This window comes from Phytohabitans rumicis, from assembly GCF_011764445.1.
In the GTDB taxonomy this organism is placed as follows: Bacteria; Actinomycetota; Actinomycetes; order Mycobacteriales; family Micromonosporaceae; genus Phytohabitans; species Phytohabitans rumicis.
This window is the reverse complement of record NZ_BLPG01000001.1, coordinates 5,227,649-5,243,372: the sequence shown is the minus strand read 5'-3', so window position 1 is coordinate 5,243,372 and position 15,724 is coordinate 5,227,649. Positions and strand designations below refer to the sequence as shown.

Annotated in this window: 11 protein-coding genes and 3 pseudogenes; 3 read left to right on the top strand and 11 right to left on the bottom strand. The window is 73.4% G+C overall.

Annotated features, from left to right (window positions below):
- Positions 1-5: 5 nt before the first annotated feature.
- The 3 genes from Prum_RS23725 to Prum_RS23715 form a co-directional block, all read right to left on the bottom strand.
- Positions 6-209: a hypothetical protein gene (locus Prum_RS23725; RefSeq protein ID WP_173078494.1), complete on the bottom strand. Its 204-nt coding sequence runs from the start codon at positions 207-209 to the stop codon at positions 6-8.
- Between the two features lie 86 nt (positions 210-295).
- Positions 296-1,597: an MFS transporter gene (locus Prum_RS23720; protein WP_173078493.1), complete on the bottom strand. Its 1,302-nt coding sequence runs from the start codon at positions 1,595-1,597 to the stop codon at positions 296-298.
- On the bottom strand, positions 1,597-2,184 hold the full coding sequence (locus Prum_RS23715; RefSeq protein WP_173078492.1) for a winged helix-turn-helix domain-containing protein: 588 nt from the start codon (positions 2,182-2,184) through the stop codon (positions 1,597-1,599). The genes Prum_RS23720 and Prum_RS23715 overlap by 1 nt, the downstream gene beginning before the upstream one ends.
- A 582-nt stretch (positions 2,185-2,766) precedes the next feature.
- On the opposite strand from Prum_RS23715, the gene Prum_RS23710 reads away from it, so the two are divergent.
- Positions 2,767-3,180 carry a pilus assembly protein CpaE gene (locus Prum_RS23710; RefSeq protein WP_173078491.1) on the top strand — a complete coding sequence of 138 codons (414 nt, stop codon included), beginning with the start codon at positions 2,767-2,769 and terminating at the stop codon, positions 3,178-3,180.
- 96 nt (positions 3,181-3,276) lie between these two features.
- Here the strand turns inward: Prum_RS23710 and Prum_RS23705 are convergent, their stop codons facing one another.
- From Prum_RS23705 to Prum_RS23675, 7 genes and pseudogenes are all read right to left on the bottom strand, one after another.
- Positions 3,277-4,497, bottom strand: coding sequence for a winged helix DNA-binding domain-containing protein (locus tag Prum_RS23705; protein WP_218577310.1), 1,221 nt, complete (start codon positions 4,495-4,497; stop codon positions 3,277-3,279).
- Positions 4,494-7,741, bottom strand: a pseudogene (locus Prum_RS23700) (ATP-dependent helicase). Before Prum_RS23700 ends, Prum_RS23705 begins: the two are co-directional and overlap by 4 nt.
- Positions 7,738-10,530 carry an ATP-dependent helicase gene (locus tag Prum_RS23695; RefSeq protein ID WP_371871383.1) on the bottom strand — a complete coding sequence of 931 codons (2,793 nt, stop codon included), beginning with the start codon at positions 10,528-10,530 and terminating at the stop codon, positions 7,738-7,740. The pseudogene Prum_RS23700 and the gene Prum_RS23695 overlap by 4 nt, the downstream one beginning before the upstream one ends.
- A 280-nt stretch (positions 10,531-10,810) precedes the next feature.
- Positions 10,811-11,083 (bottom strand): annotated as a pseudogene (locus Prum_RS55155) (UvrD-helicase domain-containing protein); the annotation flags it as partial.
- 27 nt (positions 11,084-11,110) lie between these two features.
- Positions 11,111-11,569 (bottom strand): lamin tail domain-containing protein, encoded by a 459-nt coding sequence (locus Prum_RS23685; RefSeq protein WP_173078490.1) that lies wholly within the window; start codon positions 11,567-11,569, stop codon positions 11,111-11,113.
- A gap of 497 nt (positions 11,570-12,066) precedes the next feature.
- Positions 12,067-12,615: an LOG family protein gene (locus Prum_RS23680; RefSeq protein ID WP_173078489.1), complete on the bottom strand. Its 549-nt coding sequence runs from the start codon at positions 12,613-12,615 to the stop codon at positions 12,067-12,069.
- 1 nt (position 12,616) lies between these two features.
- Positions 12,617-13,435, bottom strand: coding sequence for an LOG family protein (locus tag Prum_RS23675; protein ID WP_173078488.1), 819 nt, complete (start codon positions 13,433-13,435; stop codon positions 12,617-12,619).
- Between the two features lie 113 nt (positions 13,436-13,548).
- Between Prum_RS23675 and Prum_RS23670 the strand changes: the two genes are divergently transcribed.
- Positions 13,549-13,695: a hypothetical protein gene (locus Prum_RS23670; protein ID WP_173072760.1), complete on the top strand. Its 147-nt coding sequence runs from the start codon at positions 13,549-13,551 to the stop codon at positions 13,693-13,695.
- Here Prum_RS23670 and dapE read toward each other — a convergent pair whose 3' ends face one another.
- Positions 13,696-14,766, bottom strand: a complete 1,071-nt coding sequence (dapE, locus tag Prum_RS23665) for a succinyl-diaminopimelate desuccinylase (protein ID WP_173078487.1) — start codon at positions 14,764-14,766, stop codon at positions 13,696-13,698.
- Between the two features lie 23 nt (positions 14,767-14,789).
- Between dapE and dapD the strand changes: the two are divergent.
- Positions 14,790-15,718 (top strand): annotated as a pseudogene (dapD, locus tag Prum_RS23660) (2,3,4,5-tetrahydropyridine-2,6-dicarboxylate N-succinyltransferase).
- The last annotated feature ends 6 nt before the right edge of the window (positions 15,719-15,724 follow it).

Sequence of the window (15,724 nt, the reverse complement as noted above, 5' to 3'; positions counted from 1 at the left end):
CCGGCTCAGCCCGCGTCGACGGCCACGCCCCCGGTGTCGCTGCCGGGCAGTGCCGGAGCGTGCATCTCGACCACCTGCGTGCCACCGGCGTCCGCGGGCGTGGCGTACCACGGCGCGAACGCGGCGATCACCGCGAGTAGCAGGCCGACCAGAGCGAGCGCCAGCACGACGAGGAACTCACGTACCACTCCGGTCCCGGCTTCGGTCATGATCAGCCTCACCCCAATCCCCCCATAGGACAGGATCCGGCAAGGCGCGTCTCGATACAGTCGCCCATCGGACGCAAACGGGTGAACTACTGGCGTCCCGCGGCGACCACCTCGGTGGGCGGGACGGCGACGGGGAGCCGGCTCGCCCGCTGCGCACCCACCGTGACCAGGGCCGCGACCGTCAGAGCCAGGGTGGCGGCCACCCAGCCGTACGCGTAACCGGCCCACGCGGCCAGCCAGGACACCCCGAGCGAACCGACGAACCCGCCCAACTGCAACGCCAGCGACGCGACCGAGACCAGCGTGGCCCGCTCCCCCGCGCCCACCCGGTTGTGCAGCGCCTCGGCCGCGAGCGGGCCAGACGGTCCAGCCAGGACGTACGTGGCGAGGTAGGCCACCGCGGCCAGCGCGAACCCGCCGACGCCGGCCGCGGACAGCGCCAGCGCGCCGAGCGCCACTGTGGACAGTCCAGTCCCGATCGCCGCGACCGAGAGCGGCTCCGACGAACGGATGCGGCACAGCGCCGGCGCCGCCGCCGACCCGGCCGCCGTGCCGAGAAACGCGCCGGCGGCCAGCAACCCGTACGCCGTGGCGCCGCGTTCGGCTCCGCCGAGCAGGTCGGCGAACTGCAGAGGTGACAGGGTCTCCAGCGTGTTGATGGCCAACCCGACCGCGGCGGTGCGCACGACCAGCCGGCGGATCACCGGGTCGCGGCCGGCGAGGCGTACCCCGTGAGCGATCTGGCCGGGCACGGCCCGCGCCGCCGCACGGGCACTGCCCGCCGCGGACCTGCGGGTTTCCGTCATGAGCGCGGCGTGCGCGACCAGGCTGACGGCCGCGACGGCGGCGGCTGCCAGCGCGGGTACGGAGAACGGCGTGAGCACGCCGTCGCCGCGCAGGCCGCCGAAGAACTGCGGAACGGCGCCACCCACGATCGCGAAGAGCCCGAGCCCCAGGCACTCCACCGCCCAACCCCACGAGATCCCCGTACGCAGCGAGGCGGTGCTGTCGGCGGCGCGGACCGTGTCGACGTACCAGGCTTCGACCGGGCCGGAGCCCAGCGCCCGGCCGATGGCCGACGCCACCGAGACCAGCGCGAAATGCCACCACACCTGGGCGAACGCCGCGATCAGCGGCGACGCGACCAGGAAGACCGAGGCGAGCAGCATGGTGCGGCGCCGGCCGAGCTGGTCGGCGAGGCCGCCGGTGGGCAGCTCGAGCGCGACCACGAGACCGGAGTAGAGGGCCATGAGCAGGCCGATGGTCGGCAGGTCGATGCCGCGGGCGGCGAAGAGCAGCACCTGCACCGGAAGGACCAGGCCGACGGAGGACCAGCGCAGTCCGGTGAGTACGAGGTAGCGGAACTGGGCCTGCTTAACGGTGATCATTACAGCGGCGATTCTTCGAAGGCGAGCAGCTGCTGGTAGACGGCCACGTGCCGGACCGGCTCGCCGGGCTCGGCCGGCGGCGGGTCGGTGCGGTAGCGGTCGTAGACGGCCATCAGCTCGGCGTCCAGCGCGCCGAGCTGGGACGGCGTGAGGCGCAGCAGGTTGTCGAAGATGCCGCCGGTCGAGTGCCAGCGCGGGTCGAGGCGCTCCTCGCTGGCGAACCAGCGCTGGAACTCGTCGACCGCCTTGAGAATCTGGCGGCGCTCCAGGGCGTCGCTGATCTGCCGCCACTCCGGATCGTCGGTCAGCTCGGCGCGCCGCCAACTCGTGACGACGTGCGCGGCCCGCCACCGCTTGTCGCGCCGGTTGGGCTGGTCCGGGTCCTCCTCGACGAACCCGTACCGCGCGAGCTGCCGCAGGTGGTAACTGGTCGAGCCGCTCGACTCGTCGAGCCGCCGCCCCAACTCGGAGGCGGTGGCGGGCCCTTCGTAGCGGAGCAACCCCAGGATCTTCGACCGGATCGGGTGCGCGACGGCCCGCAGCGTCTCGGTGTCCCGCACGTTCGGCTCGTAGTACGGCTCCTTCACACCCTCACCCTACGACCCCAAAGACTTTTTTGCAAAACTCTCTTTGCAATCGCTCCCCCCACGCCTCGCCTCCCCACGCCGTGCCTCGCCGTGCCTCGCCTCGCCGCGCCGATCAAGGGCTCTCCCCGTCGATCAAGGGCATATGGTCGTGCTTTGATCTCTAAACCACGACCGTTTGCCCTTGATCGACGCGTAAGTCCTTGATCGGCGAGGGAGCCGGAGCGCGGTTGGCCGGGCACGGACCGGGAGGCAAGACGGCCCGGCCCGGCGAACGCGGACTGAGGCGCGCAGTGGCCGGCCGTTCGGTCCAGGCACACAGCCGGGCCACCCTCAGGTCCGGTGCGCTCCACGGCGAACGCCCACGACAGACTCACGACCCCCGTCGATCAAGGAATTCCCCGTCGATCAAGGACAAATGGTCGCGGAAAAGAGATCAAACCACGACCGTTTGCCCTTGATCGACGCAGAAAGAGGGGCTGCGAGCGGGACCGGCGCAGAAAGAGGGGCGCCCAGCGGGATCGGCGTAGAGGGGGAGCGCGGAGCGTGGCTCAGGGCGGGGACGGTGGGTGGGACCATGGGACGGTGATTTCGCTCGATCAGGCTGGCCGGCTGCGGGAGGCTGGGCTGGCGTGGAAGCCGGCCGCCGGGGACCGGTTCGCCATCCCGGACCGCGACCTGGACGACGACGTGTTCGTGCTCAGCAACATGACCATCGAGGTGCACGAGCTGCCCGAGGGACAGATCATCGGGTTCAACGGCACCACCGAGTGGGCGCTTGACGACGTGGAGAAGGACGAGGCGGTTTGGCTGCCGCGCGAGGACCAGCTCCGCGAGCTCCTGGGCGGCACGTTTCGCCGGCTGGACCGGACCCCCGGCGGTTACCAGGTGACGATCGAGCTGCTCGGCTCCACGTACGACTTCGACGCCGCCGAGCCGGCCGAGGCGTACGGGGAGGCCCTGCTCCACCTCGTCAAAAGTGTCGGTGGGCCCATCTAGAATTCGTACATGCGTACGAACAGCGGGGACAACGACTGGTCCAGGTTCGCTTCGTCGGGAGTGCCCCGGCGCTGGTAGGCGCCGTGGCACTCCCTCCTAGGAAACCAACTCACGCTCCAACGGGGTCCGGAAGCGCGGGGTAACCCGCACCGGCCCGATCCACTCGGTCAGCCGGCCGGCGGTCGCGTCCACCGCGGCCGCCGTGTCGGCGCCGACGTCCTCCAGCAGCCGGTAGACGACCTCGCCGTCGGGCCGTTGCGCCCAGCCGCCGACGATGCGGCCGTCGCTCCACACGGTCGGGCCGACGTTGCCGGACCGGTCGAAGAGCACCTGCCCGTGCGGCCCGAGATACCAGGAGCGGTCCGACCAGCCCATCGGCGTGGGGTCGAGCGCGGGCAGGAAGGCGACCCAGGGATCGACAGGAGAGATCGGCGCCACGTCGTCGGGCAGCACCAGCCCGGTGCCGCTCTCCGTCTCGACCTCGACCGGCTTGATCGCGGCCAGCGCCTGCTTGACGTGGCCGACGGTCCATCCGGTCCACCACTTGATCTCGGCCGGCGTGCCGGGGCCGAACGCGCCGAGCCAGCGCCGGACCAGCTCGGCTCGGGCCACGTCCGCTTCTACCGAGGCCATCCCGCCCGGCAGCCACGACTCCACCGGCGACCAGCGGTACTGGCTGCTGACCCAGGTGCCACGCGGCCGCCCGCGCACGATCCGGCCCTCGGCGGCGAGCAGGAAGAGCACCCACGTGGTGATGTTGGCGCGCCGCTCGTAGTTCTTGCCCTCGGCCATCAGCACCTGCGTGCGCAGCCGCGGCTCGTCGGCCGACAGCTCCGCGCCGGTGGCCTCGCCCCGGGCGGCGAGCACCCGCGCGGTGCCCTCCTCGACCTCCTTGAGCCAGCCGCCGTCGCCGACGCCGGCCTTGACGATGATCTGCGTGTACGTCCGGCGCTGCACCGCCGCGATCGCGTCGGTGGTGGACGCCTGGATCACCGGCGCCAGCTCGGTCGGCACCACGAAGATCGTCCGGCGCATGCCGAGCATCCGGATCAGCGATCGGTCCTCGTACAGGGCGCGCTCGATCGCCTCGACCGTCGCGGGGGCGGTGCGGGCCCACACGGACAGGAACACCGACGCCGGGTCGGTGGAGTGCAGGGCCACGACGCCCTCGGTCGCCGCCGCCGGGGTCGCCGCCCGCGCGGCCGGGCCAGGTGATGGCGTACGGCGAGCCGGGCCCGCCGCTGCGCGTTGTCGATGCGAATCATGGGTCACCTTCCAGTTCCGCTGGGAGCCGGGGTCGCTCACGACGGCGCTCAACCGGAGTTCCGCTCAAGGCTCTCCACGGGTACGGCGCTCAGCAGCGCGGTCAGCCCCGCCGCGTCGAGCAGGTCGGCGGGGCGCACGGTCACACCCTCGCGCACGTAGTGGAACGCGGCCCGCACGTGCTCGACCGGCACCCCGGTCAGCTCCGCCCACGCCACCCGGTACGCGGCGAGCTGCACCGCGGCGGCGGTCGCCTCCACACCGGACGGTTGGCGGCCGGTCTTCCAGTCGACCACGTCGTACCGCCGGCCCGGGTCGGCGAAGACCGCGTCCATCCGCCCTCGTACGACCACGCCGGCGATCACCGTGGCGAACGGCACCTCGACCTCGACCGGCGTACGGTCTGCCCACTCGCTGGCCAGGAACCGCTCCTGCAGCTCGGCGAGCGCATCGTCGGGTGCCGCGTCCTCGTCGGCGGCGCCGGGCAACTCGTCGACGTCGAGCAGCCGCTCGGCGCCGAAGCGCTGCTCCAGCCACAGGTGAAACGCGGTGCCCCGGCGGGAGTACGGGTCGGGGCGGGCCGGCATCGGGCGGCGCAGCGACCGGGCCAGCGACTGCGGGTCGCGGCGCAGCGTGACGAGCTGCGACACGGACAGGTGGCCGGGCAGGGCGATCCGCTTCGGCCCGTCGTGCCGGGCCTGGCGGTCCCGCTCGGCGAGCAGCATGTCGACCTCGTGCCGCCAAGCCGTGTCATCCGACGAAGAAGGGGCGGCCATCATCCCGCGTACCAGTGCCGCCGCCTCGGTGATCGCGGGGCGCCGCGGACCCAGCGGATCGGCGGGCCACTCCGCGGTGGCCACCACCTCGGTCGTGGGGTTGCCGGCGTCCGGCAGCGGCTCGGGCTCCCACGCCACCACGGCACCGCTGCCCGCCAGGCACTGGTCGCGGATCTCGGTGAGGAAGACGGACGGCCCGCGCGGCTTCTTCACCCCCTCGCCCCACCAGTACCCGGAGCACAGCAGCAGCCGGCGCGGGCGGGTGACCGCCACGTACGCCAGGCGCCGCTCCTCCCGCTCGTCGTGCGCGGCCCAGTCCTCGGCGAACGCCTCCACCGCCTGCGCCACCCCGCGCTGATCTTCGGCGTCGTCGAGCACGAGGTGGGGCAGCCCGTCCGCGTCGCCGCGCAGCGGGAACGGCAGCACGCCCAGCCCTTTCAGGTAGTGGTCGGAGGCGCGCACCGGCCCCGGCCACACGCCCCGCGTCAGGCCGGCGACCGCGACCACATCCCACTCCAGGCCCTTGGCCGCGTGGGCGGTGAGGATCTGCACCGCGCCCTCGACCACGTCGACTTCGCCCGGGGAGAGCCCGCGCTCCTCGTCTTCGGCCGCGGCGAGGAACGCCAGGAAGCCGCCCAGCGTGCCGCCGTCGGTGTCGCGCGCGAACCGGGCCGCCACGTCACCCAGCGCGTCGAGGTGCCCGCGGGCGAGCCCGGCGTCGGCGCCGGCGCGCACGGCCACCTCGACGTCGAGGCCGGTGGTGCGCTCCACGTCCGCGATGAGGTCGGGCAGGGCTGGTCGAGCCGGTGCCGCAGGAGGGCCAGCTCCCGTCCGTACGCCCGCAGCCGCGCGTACCCCTCCGCCGAGTACGACGGCGCGGGCCCCGGGTCGGCCAGCGCTTCCACCAGGCTGGACTCGTCCAGCCGGTCGGGCACGATCTCCGGCTCCTCCGGCACCGGCGCCAACCCCCGGCGGGCGGCCGCGATGGCCCGCGACCGCCGGTAGAGGGCGACCAGGTCGCGCGGGCCGATCCGCCAGCGGGCGCCGGTCAGCAGCCGCAGCAGCGACGCGCCGTCGGTCGGGTCGGCGAGCACCCGCAGCGTGCAGACGACGTCGCGTACCTCCGGGGTGTCCAGCAGGCCGCCGAGGCCGACCACCTCGACCGGCACCCCGCGCTCGCGCAGCGCCGCCTCGATCGCCGGGATCTGGCTGCGCAGCCGCACCAGCACGGCGCTGGTCGGCCGCTGCTCGATCGGGACCTGCTCGGGCAGGGCATCCGGCAGGTCCGCCGCGACCAGCCACGCCTTGACCATGCTGTCCGCGATCCAGGCCGCCTCGTCCGCGTACGTCTCCAGCAGTGCACAGTGGACGGCGGCGCCCCCGATGCGGGCGTCCACGCGGGCGGCTGCGGTGAGCTCGGCGACCCGCGCCCCGGCGGCCCGCAGCGGCGTGGACAGCGCGTTGGCCACGCCCAGCACTTCGGGCCGGTTGCGCCAGCTAGTGGTGAGAGTGCGCTCGGCCGCGCCGCCGAACTCGGCCGGAAAGCGGTCGAGCGTGCCCGCGCTCGCCCCGCGCCAGCCGTAGATGGACTGGCACGGGTCGCCGACCGCCGCCACCGGATGCCCCTGCCCGAACAGTGACCTCAGCAGCACGACCTGGGCATGGCTGGTGTCCTGGTACTCGTCGAGCAGCACCACCTTGAAGCGCTCCCGCTCGATCGCGCCGACCTCGGGATGGTCGCGGGCGACCCGGGCCGCGCGGGCCATCTGGTCGCCGAAGTCCATCGCCTCGTAGTCGTTCTTGCGCACCTCGTACGCCCGTACCAGCGGCAGCAGCTTCAACCGCACCTGCTGGCGGGCCAGCGCGTCCCGCACCGCCGCGGCGACCTTGCCCGGCCGGGACTGCACGTCGGCGAAGAACCGGCCGGTCCACGCCGCCAGCTCGTCGGTGGTGACCAGGTGCTCGGCCATGTCGCCGGCCAGCGCCAGCACCGCGTCGGTCACAGTGGACGGTGCGAAGTGGACGTCCGTCATGTCGCCGGTGTAGTTGCGCACCAGCAGGTCGACGATCTGCCACCGGGACGCCTCGGTGAGCAGCCGCGCGGACGGCTCGTATCCGGCGCGCAGGCCGTGCTCCACGACGATGCGGGCCGCGTACGAGTGGTAGGTGGCCACGGTGGGCTCGCCGGCCAGCAGCTCCTCGCGGCCGAGCCGGCGGACCAGCTGGCCGAGCCGGGTGCGCACCCGGTGGGCCAGCTCGCCGGCCGCCTTGCGGGTGAACGTGAGGCCCAGCACCTGCTCGGGGCTGGCATATCCGTTGGCGACCAGCCACAGCACCCGCGCCGCCATCGTCTCGGTCTTGCCCGACCCGGCGCCGGCCACCACGAGCAGCGGCTCCACCGGCGCCGAGATGATCGCGGCCTGCTCCGGCGTCGGCGGGTGCAGCCGCAGCATCGAGGCCAGCTCGTGCGGCGTGTACCGCGGCCCGGCCTCGGCGTGGGCCGTGGAAAACAGCTCGATCATGGCTCGACCACCTGCCGGCCCTTGCCAGAGATCGGGCAGCTACTGCGCACCGGGCACACCCGGCAACGGGAGTTGGCCACCGCGTGGAAGGTCGAGGCCGCCATCGTCTCGGCGGTACGCCGTACCAGTGCGCCGGCCCAGCCCGGCTCCTCGCCCTCGCCGACGGCGGCCTGGGCCTGCTCCTTGGCCTCCTTCGCGGTGGTGCCGAGCTGCACCAGCGACGCCCCGCCGGTCTCGTCGCCGTGCTCGGCGAACGCCCCCGCCTCGACCGCCGCCTGGTACGCCCCGAGCTGCGGATGCTCGGCGAGCTCCGCCTCGGTGACCGACGTGGTCTTGCCGGTCTTGAGGTCGACGACGACGAGCCGGCCGTCGGCGTCCAGCTCCAGCCGGTCGACCCGGCCGGTCAGGTCGACCGGGCGCAGCGGGTCGGCCAGCCGCACCGCGAACTCGTGCTCGATCGCGAGCAGCCGCCGCGGGTTGGTCGCCAGCCAGCGCAGCAGCTTGTCGACCATCGCCTCGGCGCGGGCCCGCTCGGCGCCGGCCATCCACTGGGCGGCCAGCTCGATCGCGTCGAACCGCCCCGCGATGTACTCCAGCAGCTGCCCCCGGTCGACCGTGGCGTCTTCGGCGAGCATCGCCGCGGCGTGCACGAGGTTGCCCACGCCCTGCGCCGCGCTGGCCGGCGGGCTGCCGCCGTGCCGCTCCAGCAGCCAGCGCAGGCTGCACCGCAGCGCACTCTCCATCGTGGACGGCGTTACCTTGACCGGCTCGCCCTCGTCGACCAGCGGCCGGTCGTCGGACAGCTCGCGCAGGCCCCACCAGTCGTTCGGGTGCGCGCCGGGCACGCCCGCGAGGGCCAGCCGGGCCAGCTCGGCCGCCGCCGCGCGCTTGCGCTCCGCGGGCGAGGCCGGGTCGGTCACCGCGGTACGCAGCTCGGCCACCAACGCGGGCAGCGTCAGCGCGCGGGGCAGCCGCCCGACGGGCAACTCGTCGGCGTCCTCATCGGACTCGGACACCGGCATCAGCTCGTGCAGGAACCGGCTCGGCTGCTCCTCGTGGTCGCTGCCGCCCACCGCCGCGGACGCGACCGCGGTCACCAGCAGCCGCCGCCGCGCCCGGGTGGTGGCCACGTAGAACAGCCGCCGCTCCTCGTCGAGCAGCGCCGACGTCTGGCCCACCAGCGACGCGGCGACGCCGGCCGCGTCGGCCCGGCCGGCGAGCACGTCGACCAGGCGCTCCGAGCCGAGCAGGCTGCCACGCAGGCGCAGATCGGGCCAGATCCCTTCCTGTACGCCGGCGACCACCACGACGTCCCACTCCAGGCCCTTGGCGGCGTGGGCGGTCAGCAGCCGTACGGCCTCGCCGCGGTCGGCGCTCGGCGCGATCGAGTCGGCCGGCAGCTCCTGGCCGAAGACGTGGTCGAGGAAGATCTCGGTCCGCGCGCCGGGGAGCCGGTCGACGAAGCGCGCCGCGGTGTCGAAGAGCGCCACGACCGCGTCGAGGTCGCGGTCGGCCGCCACGCCCCGCCACTGCAGGCCCCGCTCCTCACCGGCGTCGCCGACCGGCCCGCCGCGGGCGGTCAGGCCGTACCACCGCTCGGCCAGCCCACTGGCCCGCCACACCGCCCACAGCACGTCTTCCACCGTCGCGCCGGGATTCGCCGCCGCCTCCTTCGCGGTGGCGATGAGGGCCGCGATGGCCTTCGCGGGCGCGGCCCAGCGGCGCTCGACCGCGGCCAGCTCCGCCGGATCGCGCAGCGCGTCGACCAGCAGCTCACCGGATGGGCGCGGGTCGCCACCGGCCAGCGCGAGCGCCCGCAGCCCCTGACGCAGCCGGCGCTCGCCGAGCGGGTCCGCCCCGCCCAGCGGCGAGTGCAGCAGCGAGACCGCCGCCTCCTCGTCCAGCCGGTCCGGCTCCAGCGCACAGCGCAGGAGCAGCAGCAGCGGCGCCACCGCCGGCTGCAGGTGCAGCGGCAGATCTTCGGCCTGGGTCACCGTCGGCACGCCGGCCGCGTGCAACGCCCGCTGCAACGACGCGAGCTGCAAGACCGTCGACCGCACGAGTACGGCCATGCGCGACCACGGCACCCCGTCCAGCAGATGGGCCTGGCGGAGCACGTGTGCGACGTACCCGGACTCGCTGGTGCCGGTCCGGAAGGTCCGCACCTCGACGGCGCTGGTGACCTCGGCGGCCGGGGTCTGTGCGCGGTGGCCGGCCGGCCCGCGCAGCCGGCGTGCGACGCGCCCGGTCGCGGCGAGCAGCTCGCCGCCGGTGCGGTAGTTGGTGTGCAGGTTGACGGCTGGCGCGACCGCGCCCGAGGCGGTACGGAAGCGGTGCGTGAACGTGCCGACGGCGGTCGGGTCGGCGCCGCGGAACGCGTACGTCGACGAGTCCGGGTCGGCGAACGCCACCACCCGCTTGCCGCCACCGGCCACAAGGGACAGCAGCCCCATCTGGGCCGGGTCGGTGTCGGCCAGCTCGTCGACGTAGACGTGCTCCAGCCGGCGCCGCTCCTGCGCCAGCAGCTCCGGATCGTCGCTGAGCAGCCCGGCGGCGGCGCGGACCAGCTCGGCGTTGTCGTAGGCCACCGAGCCCCGGGTGGTGGCGTCGCGCAGGGCCAGCACCGCGACGTACTCGTGCAGGAAGCGCGCGGCGGCCCGCCAGTCGGCGCGGCCCAGCCGGTCGCCCAGCCGGGCCAGCTCGGCCGGGCTGACCCCGCGCTCGGCGGCGCGCAGCAGCAGGTCGCGCAGCTGCCCGGCGAACGCCCGCGTGGGTAGCGCCGGCCGCAGCCCCGGCGGCCAGTCGTCGTCCGCGGCCTGCAGCAGCTCGCGGATGACCAGATCCTGCTCGGGCCCGGTGAGCAGCCGGGCGAGGGCTCACCACGCTCGGCGGCCGCGCGGCGGAGCAGACCGAAGGCGTACGCGTGGAAGGTGCGCACGAGCGGCTCGTGCACGACGCGGCCGTTACCGCTCTGCCAGCTGGCGGTCGCTCCGCTCCCGCTCGGCCCTCGGGCCGGCTCGGTCCGGACTCGTCGCTTCGCTTATCGTCTCGGACCGAGCCGGCCCGAGGGCCGGCCACCCGCGCCTCGATCCGGTGGCGCAGCGCGGTTGCGGAGCGCCGCCCGAACGTGAGCACCAGGATCCGCTCCGGATCGGTGCCCTCGTCGACGCGGGCGGCGACCGCCTCGACCAGCGTGTCCGTCTTACCGGTGCCGGGACCGCCGATGACCAGCAGCGGCCCGTCGGTGTGCCCGATGACGTGCCGCTGCAAGGGGTCGTCGAGTCGCTCCGGCGCGGCGTCGGCCGGCCGGCGGACCAGCCGGTACGCCTGCACGCCGCCCATCACACCACGCCCGTACGACGACCGCGGTCAGCAGCCCACCCAGGAGCGTCCCTTCTTGTACGCCCAGGCGCAGGAGTCGACCTGCTTGCCGGCGGCGTTGCGCAGGTAGGCGGTGTCCCCGTTGTTGTTCCAGATGTACGCCTTGCTGCCCCAGTAGCGGTTCTTGGCGTCGTTCTTGCCGGAACCGGTGTGCAGCCAGATCCGGCCGCCCTTCGCGGCGATCGTGACGCTGCCGAACTTGTACACGTGCCCGGCCTTGTCCCGGATCGTGTACCCGTTGAGGTTCACCGCTTTGGCACCGGTGTTGACGAGCGAGACCCACTCGGCGTTGAGGCTCGCGTTGGTGCGGTTGTCCGTGCCGGGCGAGTCGTACTGCGCGCCGTGGAAGCGCAGGCTCGGCGTGGCCGCGCTGGCCGGCGCCACGCCCGCGAGCGAGAGGGCCGCGCCGAACAGCGCCGCCGCCAGGATCCCAACCGTCTTCTTCACGTGCCCCTCCATCGTGTTTTCCGATGCCCGTGGGTGGCGACCGGAGCACAGATTGTGTCCACAGTCGGGGGTGCGGCGTGTCCGGAATCACGAGGCGTGTCGGGTCAAATCCCGCCGATGATCGGCGCCCCACCGACCCGTCCGGCCCGCCACGGGCCGCCGCGCGGCCGCCCGCCACGTCCGCCCGGCCCGCCACGGGCCTCCGCGCGGCGCTCCGCGGGCCGCGCGCTCCGCGGGCCGCGCGCTCCGCGGGCCGCGCGCTGCGCGCGCCTGCGCGGCGCGTCGATCAAGGACTCTCTCGCCGATCAAGGGCATACGGTCGTGGATCGGAGATCAAAGCACGGCCATATGCCCTTGATCGACGCGCAATCCCTTGATCGACGCGCCGCGCAGGCGCGCGGGCCACGCGGGGCGCGCGGACAGCGGGCGCGCGGACAGCGGGCGCGCGGACAGCGGGCGCGCGGACAGCGGGCGCGCGGACAGCGGGCGCGCGGGCGTCAGTGGGCGACGCGGGACTCGACGGCGTCCAGGGCGGCGGGTACGGAGTCGGCGACGATCAGCAGGTCGAGGGCGTCCGAGCGGGCGAACGACGTACGGGCCAGACCACCCAGCCAGTCGACCAGGCCGGCGTAGAAGCCGTCCGCGTCGACGAGCACGATGGGCTTGCGGTGCATGCCCAGCATCCCGGTCGTCCACACCTCGAAGAGCTCGTCGAGCGTGCCCAGTCCGCCGGGCAGGGTGATGAACGCGTCCGACTTCTCGATCATCAGGGCCTTGCGGCTGAGCATGCCGTCGGTGACCACCAGCTCGTCCGCGTCGGTGTCGGCGATCTCGCGGTCGACCAGGGTCTGCGGCATCACCCCGAGGGTGAACGCGCCGCCGGCCCGGGCACCCTCGGCGACCGCGCCCATCATCCCGACGCGACCGCCGCCGGAGACCAGGGTGTGCCCGCGCCGGGCGATCTCCCGGCCGGTCTCGTGGGCCAGGTCCAGCCAGCGCTGGTCCAGCGTGCGCGAGGAGGCGCAGAAGACGCAGATCGCGGCCACGTCAGCGCCCCGTCTCGGGGGACGAGGAAGACTGGGCGGACGACTTGAGGGCCTCCTGCTCCGCGGCCAGCGCGGCGTCGGCCTGCACGATGTGCCGCACGGCCTCGTCGACGTCGTCGGTGACCAGCATCAGTTCGAGGTCGGCCGGGCCGATCTTGCTTTCGGCCGCCATCGTCTCGCGCAGCCAGGCCAGCAGGCCGCGCCAGTACGCCGACCCCATGAGTACGACCGGGAACCGGGTGACCTTGCCGGTCTGCACCAGCGTGAGCGCCTCGAAGAGCTCGTCCATCGTCCCGAAGCCGCCGGGCAGTACGACGAACGCCTGCGCGTACTTGACGAACATGGTCTTGCGGGCGAAGAAGTAGCGGAAGTCGATGCCCATGTCGACCCACTCGTTGATGCCCTGCTCGAACGGCAGCTCGATGCCGAGCCCCACCGACAGCCCGCCGGCCTCGTTGGCGCCCTTGTTGGCCGCCTCCATCACGCCTGGCCCGCCGCCGGTGATCACGGCGTACCCGGCGTGCGCGAGGGCGGCGCCGAGCCGCTCCGCCATCTCGCACTCGGGGCTGTCCACCTTGCTGCGGGCCGAACCGAAGACACTGACCGCGGGCGGCAGATCCGCCAGCGTGTCGAACCCCTCGACGAACTCGGACAGGATCCGCAGTGCCCGCCACGCGTCCTTCGTCTTCCACTCCGCCCGCTGCCGGGAGTCGAGCAACCGCTCGTCAGCCGTACTCCCCGGGATCGCTTCGCGACGCAGCGTGACCGCCCCACGGTGACGCTCGGGACCTGGAATGCGGCCGCGGTTTATGTGGTTCATGGAATCAACCGTAGTGCGGGGCTACTCCTGAGATGGAGGCAACCAAACCGGCGCGTCATGCGTCTTAGATTTCACATACTGGGTATACACGGAGCGGGGAGGGGACGACCGTGATGACCCGAAACGAGATGATCCGCCAGCGTCGGCAGATGCAGCGCCGGATCCGCGAGGTGGTGGCCGAGCGAAGGATGGCCGCCAACCAGGGCGACAACGCCACGCTCGCACCGCGGCGCGAGCCGCAGACCGGCACGGCGGCCTAGCTAGGAGGCCAACCAGCGGTGCAGGGTCGCCGCACCGTCGCGGATCTTCCCGATCTCCACATGCTCGTCGGGGGCGTGGGCGAGGTTGGGATCGCCGGGGCCAAAGTTGAGCGCCGGGATGCCCATGGCGGCAAACCGGGACACATCAGTCCAACCCAGCTTGGCCACCGGCGCCTCGCCGACGGCGGCCAGGAATTCGCGGGCGGGTGGGGCGGTGAGGCCCGGCAGGGCGCCGCCCGCCGAGTCGGTCACCTCGATCTCGAAGCCGGCGAAGATCTCCCGTACGTGGGCGTGCGCCTCGGCCTCGCTCCGGTCGGGTGCGAAGCGGTAGTTGACATCCACCTCGCACCGGTCGGGGATGACGTTGCCGGCGACCCCGCCGTTGATGCGCACCGCGTTGAGCCCTTCGCGGTACGTGCAACCGTCGATCGTGACCGTGCGCGGCTCGTACGCCTTCAGCCTGTTGAGCACCTCGCCCGCGGCGTGGATCGCGTTGACGCCCCGCCACGAGCGCGCCGAGTGGGCCCGCCGGCCGGTCGAGACGACCCGCGCCCGCATGGTGCCCTGGCAGCCCGCCTCCACCACCCCGTACGTCGGTTCGAGCAACAGCGCGAAGTCCGCCGCCAGCCACTCCGGGTGGGCCGCCGCGACCAGGTAGAGCCCGTTGTACTGGGCCTCGATCTCCTCGGCCTCGTAGAAGAAGTACGTCACGTCGAACCGCGGCTGCGGCACCGTCACGGCCAGGTGCAGGGCGAACGCGACCCCCGACTTCATGTCCGCGGTGCCGCACCCGAAGATCAGGTCGTCCTGGATGGTGGCCGGGAAGTTGTCGTTGTGCGGCACCGTGTCGAGGTGTCCGGCGAGCACGACGCGCTCGCTGCGGCCGACGTCGGTACGCGCCATGACCGTGTTGCCGTACCGCTGGACGGACAGGTGCGGCGCGGCCTGGAGCACCTCCTCCACGCAGTCCGCGATCTCCTTCTCGTTGAGAGAGACCGACTCGATGTCGACCAGCGCGCGGGTGAGCGCCACCGGGTCGGCCATAACCTCGGGGGTCAGCGGGTTCGCCATGCCAGGCACGGTACCTTTTCGTCATGCAGAGTTTGCCGGCCTGGGGCCTCGGACTTGCCACCGTGACGACCGATGACCAGGTGCTGGACGCCTGGTATCCGGCCGGCAAGCTCGGGCTGGGGGTCGCCCCGGCCGACGAGGTGCCCGTCACGGTCGTCGGCGAACGGTCGCTCCCGCTCCTGCGTACCGTCGCCGTGCGCACCGAGATCGGGTCGCTGGAGGACCCGCCCAAGGACGCCGCCGACGCGTACCTGCGGCTGCACCTGCTCTCGCACCGCCAGGTGCGGCCGGGCGACATCAACCTCGACGGCGTCTTCGGCGTCCTGGCCAACGTCGCCTGGACCTCGGCCGGGCCGTGCCCGCCGGACTGGGTCGACGAGCTGCGCCTCATCGAGCGCTCCCGGGCCGGCACCTGACCATCTACGGCATCGACAAGTTCCCGCGCATGGTCGACTACGTGGTGCCGGGCGGGGTGCGGATCGCCGACGCCGACCGGGTCCGCCTCGGCGCCCACCTGGCGGCCGGCACGACGGTTATGCACGAGGGCTTCGTGAACTTCAACGCCGGCACGCTCGGCGCCTCGATGGTCGAGGGCCGGATCAGCGCGGGCGTCGTCGTCGGCGACGGGTCCGACGTGGGCGGCGGCGCATCCATCATGGGTACGCTCTCCGGCGGCGGCAGGGAGCGCATCCAGATCGGCGAGCGGTGCCTGATCGGCGCGAACGCCGGCATCGGCATCTCGCTCGGCGACGACTGCGTGGTCGAGGCCGGCTGCTACGTGACCGCCGGCTCCAAGATCACTCTCCCGACCGGCGAGATCGTCAAGGCGGCGGCCCTGTCCGGCCGGTCCGGCCTGCTCTTCCTGCGCAACTCGGTGACCGGCGCCCTGGAGGCCCGCCCCCGGCGAGGCACCGGCGTAGAACTGAACGCCGCCCTACACGCCAACGACTGAGGCGTT

Bases quoted from the DNA above. Each gene is read 5' to 3' on its own strand.
- Prum_RS23725 (WP_173078494.1), bottom strand. From the start codon at position 209: ATGACCGAAGCCGGGACCGGAGTGGTACGTGAGTTCCTCGTCGTGCTG.
- Prum_RS23720 (WP_173078493.1), bottom strand. From the start codon at position 1,597: ATGATCACCGTTAAGCAGGCCCAGTTCCGCTACCTCGTACTCACCGGA.
- Prum_RS23675 (WP_173078488.1), bottom strand. From the start codon at position 13,435: ATGAACCACATAAACCGCGGCCGCATTCCAGGTCCCGAGCGTCACCGT.
- Prum_RS23670 (WP_173072760.1), top strand. From the start codon at position 13,549: ATGACCCGAAACGAGATGATCCGCCAGCGTCGGCAGATGCAGCGCCGG.
- dapE (WP_173078487.1), bottom strand. From the start codon at position 14,766: ATGGCGAACCCGCTGACCCCCGAGGTTATGGCCGACCCGGTGGCGCTC.